The sequence below is a fragment of the Bacteroides sp. An269 genome, assembly GCF_002159755.1.
Classification (GTDB): Bacteria; Bacteroidota; Bacteroidia; order Bacteroidales; family Bacteroidaceae; genus Phocaeicola; species Phocaeicola intestinalis.
On sequence record NZ_NFJG01000085.1, the window covers coordinates 1 to 19,859 of the forward strand.

Annotated in this window: 18 protein-coding genes; 11 read left to right on the forward strand and 7 right to left on the reverse strand. The window is 46.7% G+C overall.

What is annotated here, in order from left to right; genetic code table 11:
- The 4 genes from B5F71_RS20800 to ybaK all read left to right on the forward strand — a co-directional run.
- Nucleotides 1-227, forward strand: a 227-nt coding sequence (locus B5F71_RS20800; RefSeq protein ID WP_206423847.1) for a hypothetical protein, incomplete at its 5' end; no start/stop codon positions are given.
- Between the two features lie 75 nt (nucleotides 228-302).
- The gene (locus tag B5F71_RS20340) at nucleotides 303-467 is read left to right on the forward strand and encodes a hypothetical protein (protein ID WP_158098099.1); all 165 of its coding nucleotides are present in this window, start codon (nucleotides 303-305) and stop codon (nucleotides 465-467) included.
- Nucleotides 468-506: 39 nt separating this feature from the next.
- Complete coding sequence (gene uvrA, locus B5F71_RS13975; protein WP_087211390.1) at nucleotides 507-3,359, forward strand: excinuclease ABC subunit UvrA; 2,853 nt, start codon at nucleotides 507-509, stop codon at nucleotides 3,357-3,359.
- A 211-nt stretch (nucleotides 3,360-3,570) separates the two neighbouring features.
- Nucleotides 3,571-4,044, forward strand: coding sequence for a Cys-tRNA(Pro) deacylase (ybaK, locus tag B5F71_RS13980; protein ID WP_013617433.1), 474 nt, complete (start codon nucleotides 3,571-3,573; stop codon nucleotides 4,042-4,044).
- Here ybaK and B5F71_RS13985 read toward each other — a convergent pair.
- A complete protein-coding gene (locus tag B5F71_RS13985; RefSeq protein WP_087211393.1) occupies nucleotides 3,983-5,158 on the reverse strand; it encodes a glycerate kinase in 1,176 nt (391 codons plus the stop codon). The two genes, ybaK and B5F71_RS13985, sit on opposite strands and share 62 nt — an antisense overlap.
- Before the next feature lie 94 nt (nucleotides 5,159-5,252).
- Between B5F71_RS13985 and B5F71_RS13990 the strand changes: the two genes are divergently transcribed.
- Nucleotides 5,253-6,785 (forward strand): peptide MFS transporter, encoded by a 1,533-nt coding sequence (locus B5F71_RS13990; RefSeq protein ID WP_087211396.1) that lies wholly within the window; start codon nucleotides 5,253-5,255, stop codon nucleotides 6,783-6,785.
- Nucleotides 6,786-6,828: 43 nt separating this feature from the next.
- Nucleotides 6,829-6,999, forward strand: coding sequence for a hypothetical protein (locus B5F71_RS20345; RefSeq protein WP_158098100.1), 171 nt, complete (start codon nucleotides 6,829-6,831; stop codon nucleotides 6,997-6,999).
- Nucleotides 7,000-7,289: 290 nt separating this feature from the next.
- Here the strand turns inward: B5F71_RS20345 and B5F71_RS13995 are convergent, their stop codons facing one another.
- On the reverse strand, nucleotides 7,290-7,976 hold the full coding sequence (locus B5F71_RS13995; RefSeq protein ID WP_087211400.1) for a DUF4369 domain-containing protein: 687 nt from the start codon (nucleotides 7,974-7,976) through the stop codon (nucleotides 7,290-7,292).
- A gap of 192 nt (nucleotides 7,977-8,168) precedes the next feature.
- Between B5F71_RS13995 and B5F71_RS14000 the strand changes: the two genes are divergently transcribed.
- Together B5F71_RS14000 and B5F71_RS14005 are read left to right on the forward strand one after the other, a co-directional pair.
- Nucleotides 8,169-10,334, forward strand: a complete 2,166-nt coding sequence (locus tag B5F71_RS14000; protein ID WP_087211403.1) for a S46 family peptidase — start codon at nucleotides 8,169-8,171, stop codon at nucleotides 10,332-10,334.
- Nucleotides 10,335-10,442: 108 nt separating this feature from the next.
- Nucleotides 10,443-12,605: a S46 family peptidase gene (locus tag B5F71_RS14005; RefSeq protein WP_087211405.1), complete on the forward strand. Its 2,163-nt coding sequence runs from the start codon at nucleotides 10,443-10,445 to the stop codon at nucleotides 12,603-12,605.
- Nucleotides 12,606-12,687: 82 nt separating this feature from the next.
- Here the strand turns inward: B5F71_RS14005 and B5F71_RS14010 are convergent, their stop codons facing one another.
- Both B5F71_RS14010 and B5F71_RS14015 read right to left on the reverse strand, forming a co-directional pair.
- Complete coding sequence (locus B5F71_RS14010; protein WP_087211407.1) at nucleotides 12,688-13,032, reverse strand: hypothetical protein; 345 nt, start codon at nucleotides 13,030-13,032, stop codon at nucleotides 12,688-12,690.
- The gene (locus B5F71_RS14015) at nucleotides 13,022-13,345 is read right to left on the reverse strand and encodes a septum formation initiator family protein (protein WP_022041158.1); all 324 of its coding nucleotides are present in this window, start codon (nucleotides 13,343-13,345) and stop codon (nucleotides 13,022-13,024) included. Before B5F71_RS14015 ends, B5F71_RS14010 begins: the two co-directional genes overlap by 11 nt.
- 133 nt (nucleotides 13,346-13,478) lie before the next feature.
- On the opposite strand from B5F71_RS14015, the gene B5F71_RS14020 reads away from it, so the two are divergent.
- Nucleotides 13,479-15,287, forward strand: coding sequence for a DNA polymerase III subunit gamma/tau (locus B5F71_RS14020; RefSeq protein WP_087211409.1), 1,809 nt, complete (start codon nucleotides 13,479-13,481; stop codon nucleotides 15,285-15,287).
- 72 nt (nucleotides 15,288-15,359) lie between these two features.
- Here the strand turns inward: B5F71_RS14020 and queF are convergent, their stop codons facing one another.
- The 3 genes from queF to B5F71_RS14035 form a co-directional block, all read right to left on the reverse strand.
- The gene (gene queF, locus B5F71_RS14025) at nucleotides 15,360-15,815 is read right to left on the reverse strand and encodes a preQ(1) synthase (RefSeq protein WP_013617425.1); all 456 of its coding nucleotides are present in this window, start codon (nucleotides 15,813-15,815) and stop codon (nucleotides 15,360-15,362) included.
- A gap of 249 nt (nucleotides 15,816-16,064) precedes the next feature.
- Nucleotides 16,065-16,742 carry a 7-cyano-7-deazaguanine synthase QueC gene (queC, locus tag B5F71_RS14030; RefSeq protein WP_087211412.1) on the reverse strand — a complete coding sequence of 226 codons (678 nt, stop codon included), beginning with the start codon at nucleotides 16,740-16,742 and terminating at the stop codon, nucleotides 16,065-16,067.
- Between the two features lie 108 nt (nucleotides 16,743-16,850).
- Nucleotides 16,851-17,537 carry a queuosine precursor transporter gene (locus B5F71_RS14035; protein ID WP_022041162.1) on the reverse strand — a complete coding sequence of 229 codons (687 nt, stop codon included), beginning with the start codon at nucleotides 17,535-17,537 and terminating at the stop codon, nucleotides 16,851-16,853.
- Nucleotides 17,538-17,687: 150 nt separating this feature from the next.
- Between B5F71_RS14035 and corA the strand changes: the two genes are divergently transcribed.
- Both corA and nth read left to right on the forward strand, forming a co-directional pair.
- Entirely contained in the window at nucleotides 17,688-18,728 is a 1,041-nt protein-coding gene (corA, locus tag B5F71_RS14040) for a magnesium/cobalt transporter CorA (RefSeq protein WP_013617428.1), read from the forward strand.
- A gap of 64 nt (nucleotides 18,729-18,792) precedes the next feature.
- Nucleotides 18,793-19,437, forward strand: coding sequence for an endonuclease III (gene nth, locus B5F71_RS14045; RefSeq protein WP_022041163.1), 645 nt, complete (start codon nucleotides 18,793-18,795; stop codon nucleotides 19,435-19,437).
- Nucleotides 19,438-19,859: the final 422 nt, after the last annotated feature.

Below are 19,859 nucleotides of genomic sequence, written 5' to 3' on the forward strand. Positions count from 1 at the left end.
GAGCTTGCATCCTCTTCAACTCCTTGATTACAAAGCTAATGAAAACCTTTAATAAAATAAAAAAATTCTCTGGATATTTGGATTACAACATAGAAGAAACTGTTTTGAAAAAAAATCAGCCAGAATTTTGCATACTCCAAATCTTTGACCCACCTTTGCAGCGAAATTACGAAAGAAAGCGTTTTGTAATCCTCATCGGAGGGCAGATAATATGCCGGATAAGATGACTGGGTAAAACCAATCACCTTATCCGGCTTTTTGTTTGTCGAATAACATGACAATAAACATAAAACGATAAGAAAATGAAAAGAGATGCTATTGATTTAGGTACTGTGAAAGTATTTACACTGTTCAAGAAGTATTTTATCCCTACATTGTTCGGCATGTTGAGCATGTCGGCCGTCACAGCCATGAAAAGCCTTGCGGCATTTGTTACTTTTTCTTTGCGGAGTATGGCAGTTCGGTAAGGTTTTTATATCTTTGCGAGGATATATCACCTGTTAAGTATGAAAGAAGAAAACCAAACGCTCAGTGTAGAGGGTGCCCGTGTGCACAACTTGAAGAATATAGATGTAGATATACCCCGCGACAGCCTGACGGTCATTACAGGTCTGAGTGGGAGCGGGAAGTCATCATTGGCTTTTGACACTATCTTTGCCGAGGGACAACGTCGTTACATCGAAACCTTTTCGGCATATGCCCGCAATTTCCTGGGAGGAATGGAGCGGCCCGATGTGGATAAGATTACGGGGTTGAGTCCGGTGATCTCCATTGAGCAGAAAACCACGAATAAGAATCCTCGTTCTACCGTAGGTACCACTACCGAGATTTACGACTACTTGCGTCTGCTCTTTGCGCGTGCCGGAGTAGCCTATTCGTATTTGTCGGGCGAAAAGATGGTGAAGTATACCGAAGAACAGATTCTCGACCTTATCCGGCGCGACTATAAAGGAAAACGGATTTATATCCTGGCACCGTTGGTGCGTACTCGGAAGGGGCATTATAAAGAACTTTTCGAACAGGTGCGGAAGAAAGGCTACCTGTATGTGCGGGTCGACGGAGAGGTGAAGGAAATTGTGCATGGCATGAAGCTGGACCGTTATAAGAACCATGATATCGAGGTGGTTATCGATAAGACCGTGGTGACGGACAAAGAGGAAAAACGCTTGAAACAGAGCGTGGCTACGGCGATGCAGCAGGGTGACGGGCTGCTGATGATACTCGATGCGCAGACCGAAAACGTACGCCATTACAGCAAGCGGCTGATGTGTCCCGTCACGGGACTTTCGTACAAGGAGCCGGCTCCTCATAATTTCTCTTTCAATTCGCCTCAGGGTGCGTGCCCGCGTTGCAAGGGGTTGGGCTACGTCAATCTGATAGATGTGGACAAAGTGATTCCCAACCGTTCCCTCTCGGTCTACGAAGGGGCGATTGCTCCCCTGGGAAAGTATAAGAATGGCATGATATTCTGGCAAATCGATGCCTTGCTCGAACGGTATGATGCAAATCTGAAGACGCCGGTCAACCAGTTGCCCGAGGATGCCATTAACGAGATATTGTACGGATGCGACGAACGTCTGAAGATAAAAGATTCCCTGATACATGCTTCGTCCGATTATTTTGTGACGTACGAGGGAATTGTCAAATATATCCAGCTGATGCAGGACCGTGATGCTTCGGCTACCGCACAGAAATGGGCGGACCAGTTTGCCAAGACCGATGTATGTCCCGAATGCAAGGGGGCGCGGCTGAATAAGGAGGCGTTGCATTTCCGCATTCACGATAAGAATATCTATCAATTGGCAACGATGGACATCAGCGAGCTGTATGCATGGCTGCAGCATGTGGAGCCTTTTCTGGAAGAGAAGCAGCGCCTGATTGCAGCGGAAATCTTGAAAGAAATCCGTACCCGCCTGAAGTTCCTGCTGGATGTGGGGTTGGATTACCTGTCGCTCAACCGTTCTTCAGTCAGCCTTTCGGGAGGCGAGAGCCAGCGCATCCGCCTTGCCACGCAGATAGGGTCGCAACTGGTAAACGTGTTGTATATCCTCGATGAGCCGAGCATCGGGCTTCACCAGCGCGACAATATCCGCCTGATAAATTCGTTGAAGGAATTGCGCGACTTGGGAAATACTGTCATTGTGGTGGAGCACGACAAGGACATGATGCTTGCGGCTGATTATGTTGTCGATATGGGACCGAAAGCCGGACGGCTGGGTGGGGAAGTGGTCTTCGCCGGAACCCCAGCTGAGATGCTGAAGACCAGTACGCTGACCTCGCAATACCTTAACGGGCAAATGAGAATCGAAGTGCCTGCCAAGCGTCGGGAAGGAAACGGGAAATCGCTTTGGATTCGGGGAGCGAGGGGAAACAACCTGAAGCATGTCGATGTGGAATTTCCGTTGGGCAAGCTGATTTGCGTGACCGGGGTTTCCGGAAGCGGCAAGTCTACGTTGATTAATGATACCTTGCAGCCCATTCTCTCGCAACATTTCTACCGTTCGTTGCAAGACCCGTTGCCTTACGATGCCGTCGAAGGGCTGGAATACATTGATAAGGTGGTCAATGTCGACCAGTCGCCGTTGGGGCGTACGCCGCGTTCCAATCCGGCTACCTATACGGGCGTGTTCAGCGATATCCGGAATCTCTTTGTAAGTCTTCCCGAAGCGAAGATGCGCGGATACAAGCCCGGACGCTTTTCGTTTAATGTGTCAGGAGGCAGGTGCGAGGCATGCGGAGGAAACGGTTACAAGACCATTGAGATGAATTTCTTGCCCGATGTGCTGGTGCCTTGTGAGGTGTGCCACGGCAAGCGGTACAACCGCGAGACTCTGGAGGTGCGCTTCAAAGGAAAGTCGATTGCCGATGTGCTGGATATGACCATCAACCGTGCGGTAGAGTTTTTCGAAAACGTGCCACAGATTCTGAATAAGATTAAGGTGTTGCAGGAAGTAGGGTTGGGCTATATCAAGCTGGGACAGCCCTCCACCACCTTGTCGGGAGGCGAAAGCCAGCGTGTGAAGCTCGCCACCGAACTTTCGAAACGCGATACAGGCAAGACCGTGTATATTCTGGACGAGCCGACCACAGGCTTGCACTTCGAAGACATCCGGGTGCTGATGAACGTGCTGAACCGTCTGGTGGACAAGGGCAATACGGTGATTGTCATTGAGCATAACCTGGACGTCATTAAAATGGCGGATTATATCATTGATATGGGACCCGAAGGCGGAAGGGGAGGAGGCGAGGTGCTTTCTACCGGCACGCCCGAAGAAGTGGCACTGAGTCCGAAAGGTTATACGCCTAAGTTTTTGAAGGAAGAACTGAAGGTAAATGAAGAATTAAGAATGAAGAATTAAGAATGAAGAATTAAGAATGATACCATGTGTGGTATGAAATTGTGCATATTTTCACCACAGAGGCATACAGATTCTATTTTAATGTGCCAATGAATAATAGGGCAATGTGCTAATTTATTTTCACATTGGCATATTGTTTAATTGACCTATTCTTCTGTGTTCCTTTGTGGCACTCTGTGTCTTCTGTGGTGAGATTCAAACGAAATTGCTTATGAAAATTAACAAGACCAATGTGGCACGCTTGCTGGATAAGGCAAAAGTGCCTTACGAACTGATTCCTTACGAAGTGGACGAGAACGACTTGAGTGCCGTGCATGTGGCGGCATCGTTGGGAGAAGACATCGAATGTGTATTCAAGACCTTGGTGTTGCACGGCGATAAGAGCGGGTATTTTGTCTGTGTGATTCCCGGCGAGCATGAAGTCGACTTAAAATTAGCGGCAAAGGTTTCGGGTAATAAGAAGTGTGATTTGATACCTGTAAAGGAATTGCTTCCGCTTACGGGTTACATACGCGGTGGATGTTCGCCTATCGGGATGAAAAAGCATTTCCCGACGTATATTCATAAGACCTGCCTGGATTTTCCTTTTATTTATGTAAGTGCAGGCGTACGGGGGCTGCAAATCAAGCTTGCTCCTGATGACCTGATACGTGAGGCGCGGGCGGAAGTGGCTGCATTGTTTTGAATGCACATTGCGTAGCCTTGCGGATGTTTTCCCGTGCAATATCCGGTTGTATGGCTTGCTCGGGAGACAACGTGTCGGGTGAGATTTGGATGAGTTGGCAGAACCCCATCTTTTCCAATAAGTCGCGGTCTTCTGTCTTTCCTGCCAGCAGAAGGGTAGGAATGCCGGCTTTTGTCGCTCTTTTCAGTACTCCTGCAGGAACCTTTCCCTCGCAAGTCTGGCGGTCTGCCTTGCCTTCTCCGGTGATGACGAGGTCGGCATCTTTGATTTGTTCATCGAATCCTACGGTGTCCAACAGTAATTCGATACCCGATTGAAGCCGGCTTTTCAACAATACGTGGAAGGCTCCGCCAAGCCCTCCGGCAGCTCCCGCTCCCTTTACCTTATTTATATAGATGTGAAAATCCTGTTCGATGAGACGGGCGAGATGTTGCATCCCTTTGTCCAGCAGATGTATTTGTTCGTCGGTAGCTCCTTTTTGCCGGGCAAAGACATAGGCGGCTCCTTGTGGCCCGTAGAAAGGATTCTGTACATCGCAAGCTACGGTAAAACTTGTTTCCTTCAGAGCCGGATGCAGGAGATCGAGGTCAATACGTGCGATGTGTTTCATGATTTTCCCTCCTTGTCCCAATTCGTTTCCTTCTTTATCGTAGAGCCGTGCACCGAGTGCCTGCATCATGCCCATGCCTGCATCGTTGGTGGCACTTCCTCCGATACCGATAATAAACCGTCGGAATCCCTTTTCCAAAGCCTCCTTTATCAGTTCTCCCGTACCGTATGTGCTGGTTTCCATCGGATTCCGTTCGGTGGGAGAGAGTGTGGTCAGGCCGTTTATTTCCGCCATTTCGATAACAGCGGTTTGTTGATTGCCCAGTATGCCGTAGCGTGTTGTACGCATTCGCATGAGTGGGTCGTGGGCACGGGTATAAATGATTTGTCCTTGCATGGCATTTATCAGTGTGTCGAGCATACCTTCTCCTCCGTCAGCAATAGGGATGGCTACGGTTTGGCATTGAGGGTGGAGGCGATGTATTTCTTCTGCTACACATTGCTCCACTTCTTCCGATGTGAGACATCCTTTGAACGAATCGATAGCTAAAACAATCTTTTTCATAACGTATGGTGCTTATTCCTTTGCAAAAATAAGTAATTTTCATACCTTTGTCGGTGGAATAATGTTTTTTTATTAATCTAAAATAGTTTTATGTATGTTTGAAGGACAACCTAAAGGTCTTTATGCGCTGGCGCTCGCCAATACGGGCGAACGTTTCGGCTATTACACAATGCTGGCTATCTTCGTTTTGTTCTTGATGGACAATTTCGGCATGTCGCCGAGTACAGCCGGCAACATTTACGCCATGTTTTTGGCTTTAGTTTATTTCTTGCCGTTTATAGGAGGTATTCTTGCCGATAAGTTCGGTTATGGGCGTATGGTGACGGTGGGCGTCATTGCGATGTTTGCTGGTTACGTATTACTTGCCCTGCCGATGGGAAGCAGCACATTGGGGCTGGTGGCGATGTTTGCCGCACTGGTCGTAATCAGTTGCGGTACGGGACTTTTCAAAGGAAACCTGCAGGTGATGGTAGGCAACCTCTACGATGATCCCCGGTATGCCAAACGGCGCGACTCGGCGTTCAGCATTTTCTATATGGCGATTAATATCGGTGCGCTTTTTGCTCCGACAGCAGCGGTCGAGATTATGAAGTATGCGCAGAACAGCCTGGGTGTAAGTGCGAACGATTCCTATCACTTTGCGTTCGGCGTGGCTTGTGTTTCGCTGATTGTTTCCATGGCTATCTATTACGGGTTCCGTAGCACGTTCCGCCACGTGGAAGGGGGAAGTGTGAAAGAAGCAGGCAAGGGTGCTGCTGCGGCAGAAAAGCACGAGGAGCTTTCGCCGCGTGAGACGAAAGAGCGCATCGTGGCACTGTGTCTGGTATTTGCCGTGGTGATTTTCTTCTGGATGGCATTCCATCAGAACGGTTTGACATTGACTTATTTTGCCAAGCAGTTTACCGCACGCAGCTCGGAAGGATTGGAAAGCATGATGTTCAGCGTATGGAACCTGGTGGCGGTGATATTCATCGTTTATGCCCTGTTCTCGTTTTTCCAGTCGAAAACAGGCAAAGGCAAGCTTGTTTCGTGTGTGGTCATCTTTCTGGCAATGTGCTTCTTGGGTTATCAGTACGTCGCACTTCCTGCAAGCACTCCGGTGGATGCGCCTATCTTCCAGCAGTTCAATCCGTTCTTTGTCGTAGCACTTACGCCTGTATCTATGGCGATATTCGGTTCGTTGGCAGCACGTGGCAAAGAGCCTTCGGCTCCGCGTAAAATCGGTTTGGGTATGTTGGTGGCTGCTTGCGGTTATGTGCTGATGTTGGCTGCTTCGGTCGGTTTGCTTTGTCCTACCGAGCAGGCTCAGGCTATTGAGGCGGGAACTGCTTCGTTTGTATCGCCCAACTGGCTGGTATCGACTTACCTGGTATTGACGTTTGCCGAGTTGCTTCTTTCTCCGATGGGTATTTCGTTCGTGTCGAAAGTGGCTCCTCCTAAGTATAAGGGTATGATGATGGGAGGTTGGTTCGTGGCTACGGCTATCGGTAATTACCTCACTTCGGTGGCTTCTTGGTTATGGGGAGATATGCCGCTTTATGTGGTATGGGGTACGTTGATGGTACTCTGTCTCTTGGCTGCCTTGTTCATCTTCTCGGTGATGAAGCGGTTGGAGAAAGTAGCATAGGAAAAATAAAGCTTCTAAGAAGCTGTTTTGAATTTATCGTGCGATGATTTGGGATGAGTTTTTGAGGCATTTTTGCTTCTGTGATGAGGAAGATAGCGGGCTATCTGACGAAGAACAGGAGCGAAAAGGACCAAAAAATCGCCCAAAGCACACACGAAAACGGATACATCAAGCCAAGAAAAACTTTTTGGAGAAATTCAAAAACAGCTTCTAAGTTTTTAGGCTATTTTTTGATTGACTAGGTTCTAGGTTTTAGGTATTGGATGCCATTTGTAAAACTATTCAGAACCTAGTCATTTAGTATCTGGCTGGTGCAAAGGTACGCATCTGAAATTAGCCAATCCGGCGAGTTGAAACACACACTAGTACTGTGTTTGCTGATGCAGTATATATCCGTAGGCTGATGCAGTTATATTCAATCGCCGATGCAGTTATATTCAACTGCCGATGCAGTATATATTCATTTTTCCGGGGTATGTATTGTATTGGCTGTTTACGTAAAAATCAATTGTCCATATTGCTTTTGGCAATTGAAATGAATTCTTTTATCATAGGGTTTTCTTTGAACGAGGCTGGGGCTTCGTTGATGATGTCTTGCATTACTGGAGTCAATACGGGATAAGGCATGCCGTAACACAGAATGATGAATATTTCCGGTCCCAATACGTTGTCGTAGTTAGTCTGTATGAATGTCTTGGCAAGGCTGTCTATTTGTGTGGCCACCTGGTTGCGTTGCTTCTCTATTTCACGGTGTACTTCTGCAGGGTCTTTTCCATCCAATATCATGCGTGCTTCCAGATGCTCCACTTCATCGGCACGGTCGCTTAGCGAATTACGTTTCAGGATAAATTCGTTGAAGCTGTCGTTTAAGGGAGTTCCTTTCAGTGTAAAGCCGGCATTGTTGATATTGATGTCGATGTTTCCTTTCTCAATGACTACCGGCATGATGCACTTGTCATCCATAAAGAGGGAAGCTACGACCGTAGAGTCGACCTTGCCTTCCATTTTGAAAAGGCCATGTATCACTTCTGCCGAATCGATGCTGACCAGCTTGTCACCTGAAGGGACTTTGATAAAAAGCATTTTACCGTCAAGACTCGAAACAGAAGATACACCTTCTATTTTGTATTTTTTACCGCACGAGGTGCAGAGTATTGTACAACATAGTAGAAACAAATACCATTTATGCATAGATATAAGCCTTATAAGATTTGTGTGGCAAATGTATAACGTTTACTATTTTCATGGAAATAAATTATCAAAAATTAAACTTAATAGAGGATTATTACTGAATGTAGATGCAGGAAACGCTTTTTTCGCTATCTTTGTTCGCTGATTAGAAAAAAGAAAGAAATAATAAACAGTTAAATTGATAACAACGACATGAGAAAACTGAAACTTTTGGCATTCGCACTGATTTGTGCGGTATTTGCGCCGGCGAAAGCCGATGAAGGAATGTGGCTCCTCCAGCTGATGCAGGAGCAGAACCTTGCCGACCGTATGAAGGCACAAGGTTTGAAGATAGGCGTGGATGATATTTATAGTCCGAATCATGTGGCTTTGAAAGATGCCGTAGGTATTTTCGGGCGCGGATGTACGGGTGAAATCATTTCGCCCGAAGGCTTGATTCTTACAAATCATCATTGTGGATACGATGCTATCCAGCAGCATAGCTCGGTGGAGCATGATTACCTGACTGATGGGTTTTGGGCGAAAAGCCGTGCTGAAGAACTTCCTACTCTGGGATTGACTTTCAAGTTTGTAGAGCGTATTGTTGATGTGACTGATAAGGTGAACCAGGACATCAAAGACGGGAAGGTGACAGAATTGAATTCGTTTGGTTCGGAATATTTAAAAAAACTGGCCGATGAAGAACTGAAGAAGAGTGACCTGAAAGGCAAACCCGGCATCACGGCACAGGCACTTCCTTTTTATCAAGGTAATAAATTTTACTTGTTCTTCATCAAGACTTATAGCGATGTGCGTATGGTGGCTGCTCCTCCTTCGTCTATCGGTAAGTTCGGAGGTGAAACGGATAACTGGATGTGGCCCCGCCATACGGGCGACTTCTCGATGTTCCGTATCTATGCCGACAAGAACGGGGACCCTGCGCCTTATAGTGCCGAAAATGTGCCTTTAAAGGTAAAGAAGCATCTTGCCATCTCGTTGAGAGGATTGCAGGAAGGCGACTATGCCATGATTATGGGATTTCCCGGAAGCACCAGCCGCTATCTGACCCAAAGCGAGGTGAAACTCCGCATGGACGGAACCAATACACCGCGCATTCAGGTGCGCGAGGCACGTCAGGAAGTGTTGCGCAAGGAAATGGCAGCAAGTGATAAGGTACGTATCCAGTATGCCAGCAAGTTTGCTTCTTCCAGCAACTATTGGAAAAATTCGATTGGAATGAATAAGGCTATCGTCGACAACCGTGTGTTGGAAACCAAGGCAGAGCAGGAAGCCAACTTCGCTAAGTTTGCCAAGGAAAAGAACAATGCCGATTATGCTTCGGTAGTAGGAAAAATCGATGAGTATGTGACTCGGGTGACTCCGCTTGCCAAACAGCTGACTTATTTCACCGAGACTTTCCGTTCTGGTATCGAGTTTGGCGCTACTTACCTGATTTTCGATAACCTGAAAACTGCACTCGAAAAGAATAAGAAGAAAGACATTGAGAAAGCGCTCGAACAACTGAAAGAAGGATATGCCAACGTGCACAATAAGGATTATGACCATGAGGTGGACCGCAAGGTGGCTAAGGTCCTGATTCCGCTTTATGCAAAGAGCGTTCCGGCGGATGCGCTTCCCGCTTTCTATGAAACGATTAAGACGAAATATAACGGTGATTACAATGCTTATATTGACGCGTTGTATGATACCAGCATTTTCTCGAATCAGAAGAACTTTGATGCGTTCGTGGCTAATCCGACACTGGAAGCTATCGATAAGGACTTGGCTATCCAGTATTCGACCGCTAAGAACGAGATGATGAAAAAATTGTATGAAGCATACGACAAGGCTTGTGGTGATATCGACTTGTTGCACAAGACTTATGTGCGCGGCTTGTGCGAGATGTACGCTCCTACGCCGAAAGCTCCGGATGCCAACTTCACCATTCGTCTGACTTACGGTAATGTGAAATCGTATGACCCGAAGGATGGCGTACATTATAAATATTATACTACGTTGAAGGGTGTAATGGAGAAAGAAGACCCCAATAATCCGGAATTTGTTGTACCGGCGAAGCTGAAAGAACTTTACGCTACAAAGAATTACGGACGCTATGCTTTGCCCAACGGGGAGATGCCGACTTGTTTCCTGACTACAAACGACATTACGGGCGGTAACTCCGGTTCACCGGTGATGAACGGTAACGGTGAGTTGATTGGCGCTGCATTCGACGGCAACTGGGAGTCGCTTTCGGGTGACATCAATTTCGATAACAACCTTCAGCGTTGCATTGCCGTAGATATTCGCTATGTATTGTTTATCGTGGAGAAATTGGGCGGATGCAAGAACCTGATTGATGAAATGACGATTGTAGAATAAGTTTTTTCACCACAGATTACACAGATTATTTATGTTATTCATACGTGATTATGATAATTGTCAATTAAAATAATCTGTGTAATCTGTGGTGATTTTTTTATAAGCATTATGAGAAAATCCCTATTGATAACATTTTTTTCCGCTTGCTTTTTGGTTTCTCATGCCGATGAAGGCATGTGGATGCTGACCGACCTGAAGAAACAGAATGCGGCGGTGATGCAAGATTTGGGACTGGACATCAGCATTGATAAGGTGTATTGTCCTGAGGGCATCAGCCTGAAAGATGCGGTGGTTCACTTTGGCGGAGGCTGTACGGGCGAAGTGGTATCGGCGGAAGGGCTGGTGCTTACCAATCACCATTGCGGGTACAGTTATATCCAGCAACACAGTTCTGTAGAACACGATTACCTGACCGATGGCTTTTGGGCGAAGACATACGCCGAAGAGCTTCCTTGCGAAGGGCTGACCGTGACTTTTATCGACCGCATCCTTGATGTGACCAATTATGTATTGGAACAATTAAAGAAAGACGAAGACCCCGAAGGACTGAATTATCTTTCGCCTTCCTATCTGGAGAAAGTGGCGGTTCGGTTTGCCAAGAAAGAAAAGATAAAGACCGATGACTTTACGGTACTCGAACTGAAACCGTTTTATGGTGCCAATAAGTATTATCTGTTCGTCAAGACCGTTTATAAGGACATCCGTATGGTGGGTGCTCCTCCTTCGTCTATCGGAAAGTTTGGTGCTGATACCGATAATTGGATGTGGCCACGCCATTGCGGAGATTTTTCCATCTTCCGCATTTATGCCTCGAAAGACGGGAAGCCGGCTTTGTATTCTTCCGAGAATGTGCCTCTGAAGGTGAAGAAGCATCTGACTATCAATGCCGGCGGCATCAAGGAAGGTGACTTCACGTTTGTGATGGGATTTCCCGGACGCAATTGGCGTTACATGATTAGTGATGAGGTGGAAGAGCGTATGAGTACCACGAACTTTATGCGCGATACCGTGCGGGGCGTGCGGCTTCGGGTATTGGGTGAAGAAATGGCAAAGGATGCCAAGACCCGCATCCAGTATGCGGCTAAGTATGCTTCGTCTGCCAACTATTGGAAGAACGCCATTGGCATGAACGAAGGGCTGGTGCGCCTCAAAGTGCTCGACCGCAAGAAAGCAGAGCAAGAGCGTTTGCTGGCATACGGGCGTGAGACGGGAAACGATGCCTATCAGCAAGCCTACGATGCCATTAAGCAGATTGTAGCCAAACGTCATGATGCCGTTTATCACCAGCAAGCCATTTATGAGGCGTTGATGTTGGGGACGGAATTTTCGAAAGTGCCTGATACAGACGGTTTGTTGAAAGCTTTGGAGAATGGAAAGAAGAAAGAGATAGACGAAGCGGTATCTGCCTTGCGGACAGAGGGAGCGAAGTTCTTCAATAAGGATTACAGTCCCGAAGTGGACCGGAAAGTATCGAAGCAATTGATTGCCCTTTATGCACGGTTGGTTCCTGCGGCTCAGCATATCGGTATCTTTGAGGTGGTAAACGAGCGGTTCGGAGGGAATACCGATGCCTTTGTAGATGCTTGTTTTGATAGTTCAATCTTCAGCACTCCCGAAGCATTGGAAGCATTCCTGGCGCATCCCGGTGCGGATAAGTTGAAGAATGACCTGATGGTGCAATATGCCCGTTCGGTAAAGGAAGGTTATCGGAAGACAGGCGAGGAGATGAAAGCCGAAACCAATGCCTATAACCGTGCGCACAAGACGTGGGTGGCAGGTATGCTGGCGTTGAAGCAAAAGGAAGGGAAAGCTATCTATCCGGATGCCAACTCTACGTTGCGCCTGACGTACGGCAAGATAGGCTCGTATGAACCTGCGGATGGAGAAGAGTATCTGTATTACACCACACTGAAAGGGGTGATGGAAAAAGAAGATCCGGACAATCCTGAATTTATTGTGCCCGATAAGCTGAAGGAATTATATCGCACGAAAGATTTCGGTCCGTATGCCATGTCCGACGGACGTATGCCGGTTTGCTTTGTGACGGCTACCGATAATACTGGAGGCAATTCTGGTTCACCGGTGTTCAATGCTCAAGGCGAACTGATAGGTATCGGTTTCGACCGGAACTATGAAGGGCTGACGGGGGATATCGCTTATAACCCGCAGCTTCAGCGCGCCGCTTGTGTGGACATCCGCTACGTGTTGTTCATCATCGACAAGTATGCGGGCATCCAAAGGCTGATAGATGAAATGACGATTGTTCGTTGAGTATAATTTGAATGGCACATAGACAGTGTGAAAAAATGTCTGTGTGCCATTCTTGTTTTGTATAGGAAAGGTAGAACGTATGTTATTGTTTTTCTTTTTGCTCTTCCTGAGGAATGCGGAATGCCGTGTAGAGCTCTAGTATGGCAGCAATGGTAAGACACAATATCCATTCGTTACGGTGCCAAAGTATCATCATAACTCCGGCTAGTACCAGTAGAGCAGCTCCCAGCATCTGCTGGCGGCGCAGACGGCGGATGATAAGATTTGCCCCTTCGTATCTGTCTGTTACTTGTACATAGGCGAAAAGTATAGCTCCTACGAGGTATACGTAAGGTGCCCATACTGCTTGGGTAATTTGGATAATAGCGCCTCCTAATAGCAGGATGGCTCCGATAACGGATATTGCCGGATAGTATTTATTTGTCATTGTTTTTGTCCAAGTCTTCTTCGAAGATGTAAATATCTTCATTGGGTTTCTTCATCAGGTATTTCTCGCGTGCCACCTTTTCCAACATCTCAGGGTTTGAGGTTAATTCTTTCAGTTCCTCACTGCTTTTTTCATACTGATTACGGTAATGCTTGATTTCACGTTTCAGTTCGTATATCTCACGTTTGTGCTTTACACGCTGAATCAGGCTGTTTTCTTCATCCAGCACGCCGATAATCAAGAGGAATGCCAGGATGGTAATCAGATATTTGTGGCGGCGGATATAGTTCCACACAGCTTTCAGTTTACTCATATCGGATACTTTTTTGCTCAGATAACGGTACAAAGATAAAAAGATTTCGTGGCAAGTCCTTAAGAAAAACCGAGATTTTATGTACTTTTGTGCTATCGAATAAAATTATCGTATCATTAACAGCACCGGAAGTATGGAGAATTATATCGTATCGGCACGAAAATACCGTCCTTCGACCTTCGACACCGTTGTAGGTCAAAAGGCACTGACCACTACTTTGAAAAACGCGATAGCCAATCATAAACTGGCGCACGCCTATTTGTTCTGTGGACCGCGAGGAGTAGGGAAGACTACATGTGCCCGTATTTTTGCCAAAACCATCAATTGCCTTCATCCTACTTCCGAGGGCGAAGCATGCAATGCATGCGAATCGTGTGTCGCTTTCAACGAGCAGCGTTCTTATAACATCCATGAACTGGATGCGGCATCAAACAACTCGGTGGAAGACATCCGCTCGCTTATCGAGCAGGTACGCATCCCGCCTCAGGTGGGCAAGTACAAGGTGTATATCATTGACGAGGTGCACATGCTTTCGCAAGCAGCATTCAACGCTTTCCTCAAAACGCTGGAAGAGCCTCCCCGGCATGCAATCTTTATTCTTGCTACGACCGAGAAGCACAAGATACTTCCTACTATCCTGAGCCGGTGCCAGATATACGATTTCAACCGTATCAGCGTGAACGATATGGTGGAGCATCTGGAGGGCGTGGCCTTGAAAGAGCATATAGACGCGGAACCCGAGGCACTTACGGTTATTGCCCAAAAAGCGGACGGAGGAATGCGTGACGCATTGTCTATCTTCGACCAGGTGGCAAGCTTCACCAACGGACACATCACTTACCGGAGTGTCATCGAAAACCTGAATGTGCTGGATTACGAATATTATTTTAAACTGACAGATTTCATTCTGGAGAACAAAGTGCCCGATTGCCTTCTTACATTCAATGATGTATTGCAGAAAGGATTTGACGGCAACCATTTCATCACCGGACTGGCTTCGCATTTCCGCGACCTGCTGGTGAGTCATGACTCTGCTACTTTGCCTTTGCTGGAAGTCGGGGCTTCTATCCGTGAAAGATATTTGAAACAGGCTCAGAAATGTACGGCATCCTTCCTTTTTAAGGCGATGAAGCTTTGCAATGATTGTGACTTGAACTATCGGGTGAGCAAAAACAAGCGGTTGTTGATAGAACTGACCTTGATTCAGCTGGCACAACTGGGCGGACCGGATGAGGAAAGTGAGGGGCGTAGCCCTAAGCAGACTTTAAAACCCGTATTCAATCAATCCCAGCCGGTTCAATCGTCTCGTCCGGCAGCGCAAGTTCAGCCTTCAACAGTATCTGAGTCTGAGGCAATTTATCCCCAGACGGTTTCTTCCCAACCGGTTGCCGCACCTGTTGGTCCGGTTATGCACGCAAATCCGCTTCCCAAGCAAGAGGCGGGAAAAAAGATTCCGGTGGTAAAGGCTGGGAGTATGGGGATTTCTATCCGTCGTCCACATGTCGCACAAAAGCAAGATACGGTGAGGTCGACTGATGTGTCGACCTCTTCTTCCGAAGACAAGGATTATGAAGATTATCTCATTACGGAAAGAGATCTGAATGTTTATTGGAACGAATTTGCTGTGAATCTTCCGAAAGAAGAGGCGGCAAATGCAGCACGCATGCGCAATATTCATCCACATTTGCTGGAAGACGGTGTGACGTTTGAAGTAGTTGTGGATAACGAAATGGTGCAGAAGTATATGACCAATCTGGGGGCAGGTATTGAGGCGCATTTGCGCAACAAACTTCATAATCGGAAAATTAAGATGAAAGTACGTGTGAGTGCTCCCAATGAAAATGTGCGTGCCTATAGTCATCTGGAACGCTTCCAAATGATGAGCAAGAAAAACCCCGACCTCCTGAAACTGAAAGAGGAACTGGGGCTGGAACTTGCCTGACAGGTAATGATTATACTTTAGTAAGTCAGTCGTATCACATATGTTCGTTTGAGGAGACTTTGGACAATATGTCTAAATATCGTGATTTCTCATCCGGTATTCCGCCAGTTCTTCGTACTTTGTGCCGGGGCGCCCATAATTGCAATACGGGTAGATGGAGATGCCCCCACGGGGTGTGAAGATGCCCGTTACCTCGATGTACTTCGGATCCATCAGGCGGATAAGGTCTTTCATGATGATGTTTACACAATCCTCATGGAAGTCTCCATGATTGCGGAAGCTGAAGAGGTATAGTTTCAAGCTTTTACTTTCCACCATTTTCATGTCGGGCAGATAGCTGATGCGTATTTCCGCAAAGTCGGGCTGCCCTGTAATGGGGCATAGACTGGTAAACTCCGGACAATTAAACCGTACCCAATAGTCGTTTTCGGGATGCTTGTTAGTAAACGCCTCCAACACTTCGGGGGCATAATCTTGCTTGTAAGCGGTGGTCTTTCCCAAGATAGTCAATTCGTCTTTTCTTTCCATGATTTTTTAATTTGCTAATGAGCTAATAAATAATGTGCTAATAAACAATGTGCTAATAAACAATGTGGCAATAAACAATGTGGCAATAAACAATGTGGCAATAAACAATGTGGCAATAAACAATGTGACAATAAACAATGTGACAATAAACAATGTGACAATAAACAATGAAATAATACGCTAATTCATTATTACATTAGCACATTGGCACATTATTTATTAGCACATTATTTATTAGCACATTATTTATTAGCACATTATTACATTGTCATATTGTTTATTTTCCAAGTACTTTTCCAATCCTTCCCGGCGGAGTTTGCAGGCGGGACAATGTCCGCATCCGTCTCCAGGGATTCCATTATAACACGTCAGGGTCTCGTGGCGTACCAGGTCGAGCACTCCCAGTTCGTCTGCCAAAGCCCAGGTCTCTGCCTTGTCTATCCACATCAGTGGGGTATGGATGACGAACTGCTCGTCCATGGCAAGGTTGAGCGTGACATTGAGCGATTTGATAAATGAATCGCGGCAATCGGGATAACCGCTGAAGTCGGTTTGCGATACACCTGTCACCAGGTGGCTGATGCCCCGTTCGCGTGCATATACGGCGGCAATGCTCAAGAAAAACAGGTTGCGCCCCGGTACGAAAGTGTTCGGGTAGTTGCCTTCGGGCTTTTCTTCGTCCATCGGAATGGAAAGGTCGGTAAGCGAGTTTTTACCCAAATGCCCGATAAACGATACGTCCATCACATCGAAATGTACTTCTGCCTTACGGGCGATTTCGCGTGCCAAGTCCACTTCCTTAACATGTTTCTGCCCGTAAAGGAAAGTCAGTGCATATACTTCCTTGAAATGTTTTTTTGCCCAAAACAAGCAAGTGGTGGAGTCTTGTCCGCCACTGAATACGACTAATGCTTTGTTTTTATCCATTGTTTTTGTTATCTTAGGTACTAGGTGACTAGGTTCTAGTTTTTTAATACCAAATACTAAGACTATTTAAAACCTAGTACCTAGTTATCTAGTCACCTGGTCCCTGATTTATAGTTCGTTAATTTTAAGAATATTGTAAGATATGTTCTCGTCGTAGGTGTCCGTTCCGTCAATGTGCTTGATGTAACGTACGACACGGACAGTAACGGGGAGTACAATGATTTCGTACATCGTCTTCAGCGCTACTTGCACCAGCATCATTTTGCCCAGCTCGGAAAGCGGCATCAGTCCGCCGAATGCTAAGGGGAAGAAGATAAGCGAATCGGCACTTTCGCCATATACCGTAGAGAGGATGGCACGCGCCGAGAAATGTTTTCCTTGTGAAGACAGCTTCATACGGCTCATCACGTAGGCATTGATAAACGAGCCTGCCAGAAAAGCCAGCAAGCTTGCCGCGGCAATGCGGGGAGCCATGCCAAATACAAAATTGAATCCCGCTTCACCTTCCCAAAACGGGGCAGCGGGCAATGCTACGGCAAGCTGGCCCAAGGCAACGGTCATGAAATTCATAAGAAATCCCATCCAGATGATGAGACGAGCCTTACGGAAGCCCCACACTTCGGCTATGCAATCATTGATAATGTATGAGACGGGAAAAACAATCAGCCCGGCAGTAACCGCTATCGGTCCCAACTGCACGACTTTGGTTTCTAATAGATTTGCCGCTACGAGGCATACACAAAACACGATGCCCAAAACCATAAAAGGCACCGATACGAGATTTTCTTTTTTCATCGCTCCTGTTTTTTACGTGGTTGTCCTAGAATACACGGAAGATGTTTCGGCAAAGAAACATCCTCATCTTTTTATCGGGCGCAAAGTTACGGATAATTTGTCGGATTAGCAAGAAAACCCTATATTTGTACACTTTCTATAGGCAAGATTATGGCAAAGAACAATCTTTTGACGGAAGAACTGAACTATATCGGAGGAAGCAAGACCCCGACGCACCTGCACTTGTGTACGTATGGACCAGCCGGAGCGGAAAACCATGACGGTGACACCATAGAAGACATATTGCCTTATTTCAAGGCGGGCTCCATGCACTGGATTCAGATACATGGGCTGAAGGATACGGAAGAAATACAGAAGGTATGCCGGCATTTCGGCATTGGGTTCCTTACCGAGCAGGATATTCTCAATTCGCTTCATCTCACCAAGATTGAAGCACACGAAGACTATAATGTCGTAATCCTGAAACTGCTTTCCGCTACAGGTGAGGACGAATATCTTCCCCAACAGCTTTGCCTGGTGCAAGGCGAAGATTACCTGCTCACTTTTACGGAAAACGATACCGATTTTTTCGATGAAATCTATACGGCGATAGAAAATGACGTGTTGAAAATCCGTACCCGCTCGTCAGACTTTCTGCTGAGCGTGATTCTGAATAGCGTGATGACCAGTTTCATGTCCATCATTTCGGATATGGAAGACAAGCTGGAAGACTTGGAAGAGCGCTTGCTCACGCCCGGTGTGATGGATCCAACAATCGGCGACCTGCACGTGTTCCGGCGTAATTATCGCCTGATAAAGAAATGCATCTTCCCGCTGAAGGAACAAATCGCCAAACTTCTTCATCCTGAAGATACCCGGTTGCTGCATAAGGCGAGCCGCCCGTTCTTCAACGATGTAAACGACCACCTGCAATTTGTCCTGCAAACATTGGAAGGATGCCGTGACCTGCTCGGTGCGCTGGTCGATATGATTCTTTCCAGCAACGACCGGCACATGAACAACATCATGCGCCAGCTCACCGTGGTATCTACCATCTTTATTCCGCTGACTTTTCTCGCCGGCATCTGGGGGATGAACTTCCGCGTCATGCCCGAACTGGACTGGAAATACGGATACCTCTATGCTTGGGGACTGATGTTGCTCATCGCCATCGGTGTATGCGTGTACTTTAAGCGGAAGAAATGGTATTAAAAGCCGGAGAGATTGCGATTTGCCTCAACGGCACTTTTTATATAAAAATGGGAACGAAAGAAAAATGAGAAAAAAAGAACTTTACGACCGGGTAATCGCTTATTTCGAGCAGGCGATGCCCGTGGCAGAAACCGAATTGCATTACGAAGACCCTTTCCAGTTGCTTGTAGCCGTTATCTTAAGCGCACAATGCACCGACAAGCGGGTCAATATGATTACTCCGGCATTGTTCCGTGATTTTCCTACGGCAGAAGCTATGGCAGCCACCACTCCCGATGTGGTTTACGAATACATCCGGAGCGTGAGCTATCCCAACAACAAGGCGAAGCATCTGGTAGGAATGGCACAGATGCTGGTGCGTGATTATGGAGGGCAGGTGCCCGATACGCTGGAAGAACTGGTGAAGCTTCCCGGAGTAGGACGGAAGACAGCGAATGTCATCCAAAGCGTGGTGTTCCATAAAGCCGCCATGGCAGTCGATACCCACGTGTTCCGTGTGAGCCACCGCATCGGGCTGGTGCCCGGCACCTGCACTACTCCGCTTGCTACCGAAAAGCATCTTACCCGTTATATTCCTGAAGCCTTGATACCCAAGGCACACCATTGGCTTATCCTGCACGGACGGTACGTGTGTACGGCACGCAATCCGAAATGCGACAAATGCGGATTGAACGGCATCTGCCAGGCATCGCTGAAAGCAAAGATTTGATTGAAATATTCACCACAGAAGCTTTTGGACATGGATTTGTGCATTTCCTGCATGTTACACACCTTCTACATTTGATGGCATATACAAGAGTAAGACGGTAAGGAACATTTATTTTTGCATACAGCTCGTATCTTTGTTTCAGCAGGCATACTTTTACGTTCTTGATATCAAAACCGTACGGTTTTGAATTGGAAACCGTACGTTCTCGATATGGAAACCGTACGGTTTTCATATGGAAACCATAAATGGAAGCCGTCTGAAACGATCATGTAATCCAAATGTGGAAACAACTGTTCCGGGGAGAAATCAGAAACTCACCACAGAATTCTAAGACTTGCACAAGTTTTATGGCGGAATATTTTTGTTAAATAAGTTAAACGGGTGGGTTTCCCTGTCCCGTTTAACTTTTATAGTTCATAAGT

Coding starts and splice junctions, on each gene's coding strand:
- B5F71_RS20340 (WP_158098099.1), top strand. CDS start 303: ATGAAAAGAGATGCTATTGATTTAGGTACTGTGAAAGTATTTACACTG.
- uvrA (WP_087211390.1), top strand. CDS start 507: ATGAAAGAAGAAAACCAAACGCTCAGTGTAGAGGGTGCCCGTGTGCAC.
- ybaK (WP_013617433.1), top strand. CDS start 3,571: ATGAAAATTAACAAGACCAATGTGGCACGCTTGCTGGATAAGGCAAAA.
- B5F71_RS13985 (WP_087211393.1), bottom strand. CDS start 5,158: ATGAAAAAGATTGTTTTAGCTATCGATTCGTTCAAAGGATGTCTCACA.
- B5F71_RS13990 (WP_087211396.1), top strand. CDS start 5,253: ATGTTTGAAGGACAACCTAAAGGTCTTTATGCGCTGGCGCTCGCCAAT.
- B5F71_RS20345 (WP_158098100.1), top strand. CDS start 6,829: ATGATTTGGGATGAGTTTTTGAGGCATTTTTGCTTCTGTGATGAGGAA.
- B5F71_RS13995 (WP_087211400.1), bottom strand. CDS start 7,976: ATGCATAAATGGTATTTGTTTCTACTATGTTGTACAATACTCTGCACC.
- B5F71_RS14000 (WP_087211403.1), top strand. CDS start 8,169: ATGAGAAAACTGAAACTTTTGGCATTCGCACTGATTTGTGCGGTATTT.
- B5F71_RS14005 (WP_087211405.1), top strand. CDS start 10,443: ATGAGAAAATCCCTATTGATAACATTTTTTTCCGCTTGCTTTTTGGTT.
- B5F71_RS14010 (WP_087211407.1), bottom strand. CDS start 13,032: ATGACAAATAAATACTATCCGGCAATATCCGTTATCGGAGCCATCCTG.
- B5F71_RS14015 (WP_022041158.1), bottom strand. CDS start 13,345: ATGAGTAAACTGAAAGCTGTGTGGAACTATATCCGCCGCCACAAATAT.
- B5F71_RS14020 (WP_087211409.1), top strand. CDS start 13,479: ATGGAGAATTATATCGTATCGGCACGAAAATACCGTCCTTCGACCTTC.
- queF (WP_013617425.1), bottom strand. CDS start 15,815: ATGGAAAGAAAAGACGAATTGACTATCTTGGGAAAGACCACCGCTTAC.
- queC (WP_087211412.1), bottom strand. CDS start 16,742: ATGGATAAAAACAAAGCATTAGTCGTATTCAGTGGCGGACAAGACTCC.
- B5F71_RS14035 (WP_022041162.1), bottom strand. CDS start 17,537: ATGAAAAAAGAAAATCTCGTATCGGTGCCTTTTATGGTTTTGGGCATC.
- corA (WP_013617428.1), top strand. CDS start 17,688: ATGGCAAAGAACAATCTTTTGACGGAAGAACTGAACTATATCGGAGGA.
- nth (WP_022041163.1), top strand. CDS start 18,793: ATGAGAAAAAAAGAACTTTACGACCGGGTAATCGCTTATTTCGAGCAG.